The following is a 3,441-nucleotide window of genomic DNA, read 5'->3' on the forward strand; positions in this document are numbered from 1 at the left end:
GAGTCTCGTTGCTGGAGCTGTGCCTCTACAAACAAGAGTGTCGAAGCGCCGACAAACAACTTTTGGGCTCGGTAGTCCAATGACTTATCTCGAGTGGAATTCACATGTAACCATTTTAGGCATTGACAAATGACGTTTTGATTCGGTACGTTATCCATAGAAATCTCCTTTGTTGAGCGTTTTATGGATAACGCTGAGGGTAACTCAACAATAGGAGATTTCTTTATTTTTGTCCACGAATATAGTTCAATAAGTTACAAATATAGAGAATTATAGGGTGAAAATTTTCGTAAAAAGATTGATGCAACGCTAGTGGCGAAAGTACATTATTTTCAACAATTTTTGTCGTTGAGCGATTGAATAGTCCGAAAATGATGCAGTTTTGCAGGAACTTCTGTAACGGAACACGCGTCATCAAGGAAAACTGCATTTTTACAGTTTTTTCGGCAAGCTGAGGTGCGAGAAGCAGGGGACAGGGCTATCTTGCTGCAGTAAAAAACTTCCTATGGGACAGCCCCGCTCCTCTCAATCAATTGCCCGATTGAAGCATCTCGAACACCTGCTGGACGTCCTTGTCTCCGCGCCCCGACAGATTGACGATGATAATCTGATCGCGGCGAAGCTGCGGCGCCAGCTTCAAGGCGTGAGCGACGGCATGCGCGCTCTCCAGCGCCGGAATGATGCCTTCCGTCTTAGAGAGCACCTGGAACGCTTCCAGCACTTCCTCGTTCGTGACGGTGACATATTCGGCCCGCCCGCTCGTCTTCAAGTGGCTGTGCTCCGGCCCGATGCCCGGATAGTCCAGGCCGGCGGCGATCGAATAAGTCGGCGCCGGGTTGCCTTCCTCGTCGAGCAGCACGAGACAGCGGAAGCCGTGAAGCACGGACGGAACGCCGCGGTTCAAGGTGGCGGCTTGGTCGGGCTCCACGCCGATCAGGCGGACGGACGGCTCGTCCACATAATGGGCGAATGCCCCGATTGCGTTGCTGCCGCCCCCGACACAGGCCAGCACCGCGTCCGGCAAGCGGCCTTCCTTGTCCATAATCTGGCGCTTCGACTCTTCGCTGATGATCGCCTGGAAATGCTTGACCATCGACGGGAACGGATGCGGGCCGACCGCCGAGCCGAGCAGGTAGAACGTGGACTCGTAATTGTCCACGAGATCGTTCAGCGCCTCGTCGACGGCATCTTTCAAGCGGCCCTGCCCCTTCGTGACCGAGACGACCTTCGCGCCGAGCAGCTCCATGCGGAACACGTTCAGCGCCTGGCGGCGAATATCCTCGGCGCCCATATAAATAATGCACTCCATGTCGAACATGGCGCAGACGGTGGCCGTGGCGACGCCATGCTGGCCCGCGCCGGTCTCGGCGATGACGCGATGCGCGCCCATCCGTTTCGCGAGCAAGATCTGTCCCATCACATTATTGATTTTGTGTGATCCGGTATGATTCAGATCTTCCCGCTTGAGATAGATCTTGGCCCCGCCGAGCTGCTCGCTCAGATGCTTCGCGTACGTCAGCGGACTCTCCCGCCCGACATATTCGCGGAGATACATTTTAAATTCATCGATGAATTCCGGGTCGTCCTTATAGCGGTCGAAGGCTTCCGCCAACCGATCCAGCACGCCTTGAAGCTGCGGCGGAACGTAGCTGCCGCCGAATTCGCCGAACATGCCTGGCTGTGATGTCCGTGTGCTCAATGATAACGCCTCCCTGTGCGCCCAGCGCCTTTATTTAATTTGATATTTTAACGCATTACCGAACCGACGTCCACGAAAACTTGCTCCACTTCGCCTGCGGGGAAGGGTAAAAAATTCAGAAAATGTGTCATAATCTTAGATGCGGCTCGATTCGTGTTGGAACGTGTCGAGGCGAATGGTATAATGAGACCGATGGAAGCGTTACCGCCGGCAAGGCGGCCGCTACGGGCTGCGCGGCACCGATAGACAGACAGGCGCAGCCGGACCAGGCATGGAGAAGGTGAGGGAGAAAGTGATGACACGTATAGGAGCGATTGAAGGCGGAGGCACCAAATTTGTCGTCGCCGTCGGCACGCCGGACGGACAGGTCGGAGAGACGGAGACGTTCCCTACGACGACGCCGGAAGAGACGATGGACCGTACTGTGCAGTTTTTTAAAGATAAGGGAGTCGACGCAATCGGCTTCGGGTCGTTCGGCCCGGTGGATCTGAACCCGGCGAGCGCCACCTATGGCCATATCGCCAAGACGCCGAAGCCGCATTGGAGCGGATATGACGTCGTGGGCCATCTGAAGCGCCATTTCAACGTGCCGATCGGATTCGATACGGACGTGAACGGAGCCGCGCTGGGCGAAGCGACCTACGGGGCGGCCAAAGGGTTGAACAGCTGCCTCTATATTACGGTCGGCACCGGCATCGGGGCAGGGGCGGTCGTGGAAGGCAAGCTCGTTCACGGGCTGACTCATCCGGAGATGGGCCATATTTTCGTGAAGCGCCATCCGGAGGATACGTATGCGGGCAAGTGCCCGTACCATCAGGATTGTCTGGAAGGCTTGGCTGCCGGACCGGCGATTGAAGCGCGCTGGGGCATCAAGGCCTATGAATTGGGCGAAGATCACAAGGCTTGGGAGTTCCAGACGTATTATCTGGCTCAGGCGTTGATGAATTATATTTTGACCATGTCCCCGGAGAAAATCATTCTGGGCGGCGGAGTATCGAAGCAGCTTCATCTGTTCCCGCGCATTCGCGAGGAAGTGAAGCGTCTGTTGAACGGTTATGTGCAGCATCCGGCCGTATTGGATACGGACAGCGGCTATATCGTGCCGCCGGGTCTTGGGGATCGCGCGGGAATTACCGGAGCGCTTGCGTTAGGGATGCAGGCGCTGAAGCAGCAATAACCGAATCTTCCACCGTCAAGCTCGTCCTGGCCAGCGTCGTGGCGAGCACGACCTTGCGAGTGAAGAGAGGCTATCCCATAGGTAGAGCGCAAGGAGGCGGGCTAGACAGGACAGCAGAGATTAGGAAGGGATAGCAAAGGATGTAGAGGCGGAAGATAGCGGCGGAAGATGGATGTTGTAGTGAAATCCTGCGTTAGTGCAGGAATTTATGCCTTTTGAGCCGACATTTTGTTAAATTGCTGCAAAAGTACCACTAGCGTTGCATCAATCTTTTTACGAAAATTTTCACCCTATAATTCTCTATATTTGTAACTTATTGAACTATATTCGTGGACAAAAATAAAGAAATCTCCTATTGTTGAGTTACCCTCAGCGTATCCATAAAACGCTCAACAAAGGAGATTTCTATGGATAACGTACCGAATCAAAACGTCATTTGTCAATGCCTAAAGTGGTTACATGTGAATTCCACTCGAGATAAGTCATTGGACTACCGAGCCCAAAAGTTGTTTGTCGGCGCTTCGACACTCTTGTTTGTAGAGGCACAGCTCCAGCAACGAGACTC

The 3,441-nt window shown here is 54.1% G+C and carries 2 protein-coding genes; one reads left to right on the forward strand and one right to left on the reverse strand.

Annotated elements, in window-relative coordinates; genetic code table 11:
• Window positions 1–529 precede the first annotated feature (529 nt).
• Window positions 530–1,672, reverse strand: a complete 1,143-nt coding sequence (gene trpB / locus ABD76_RS05755) for a tryptophan synthase subunit beta (RefSeq protein ID WP_197255041.1) — start codon at window positions 1,670–1,672, stop codon at window positions 530–532.
• A gap of 322 nt (window positions 1,673–1,994) precedes the next feature.
• Between trpB and ABD76_RS05760 the strand changes: the two genes are divergently transcribed.
• Window positions 1,995–2,876 (forward strand): ROK family protein, encoded by an 882-nt coding sequence (locus ABD76_RS05760; RefSeq protein ID WP_197255039.1) that lies wholly within the window; start codon window positions 1,995–1,997, stop codon window positions 2,874–2,876.
• The last annotated feature ends 565 nt before the right edge of the window (window positions 2,877–3,441 follow it).

It is taken from the genome of Paenibacillus dendritiformis (assembly GCF_015845845.1).
Lineage (GTDB): Bacteria > Bacillota > Bacilli > Paenibacillales > Paenibacillaceae > Paenibacillus_B > Paenibacillus_B dendritiformis_C.

Excerpts from the sequence above, each read along its gene's own strand:
- trpB (WP_197255041.1), bottom strand. The coding sequence starts at position 1,672 with ATGTTCGGCGAATTCGGCGGCAGCTACGTTCCGCCGCAGCTTCAAGGC.
- ABD76_RS05760 (WP_197255039.1), top strand. The coding sequence starts at position 1,995 with ATGACACGTATAGGAGCGATTGAAGGCGGAGGCACCAAATTTGTCGTC.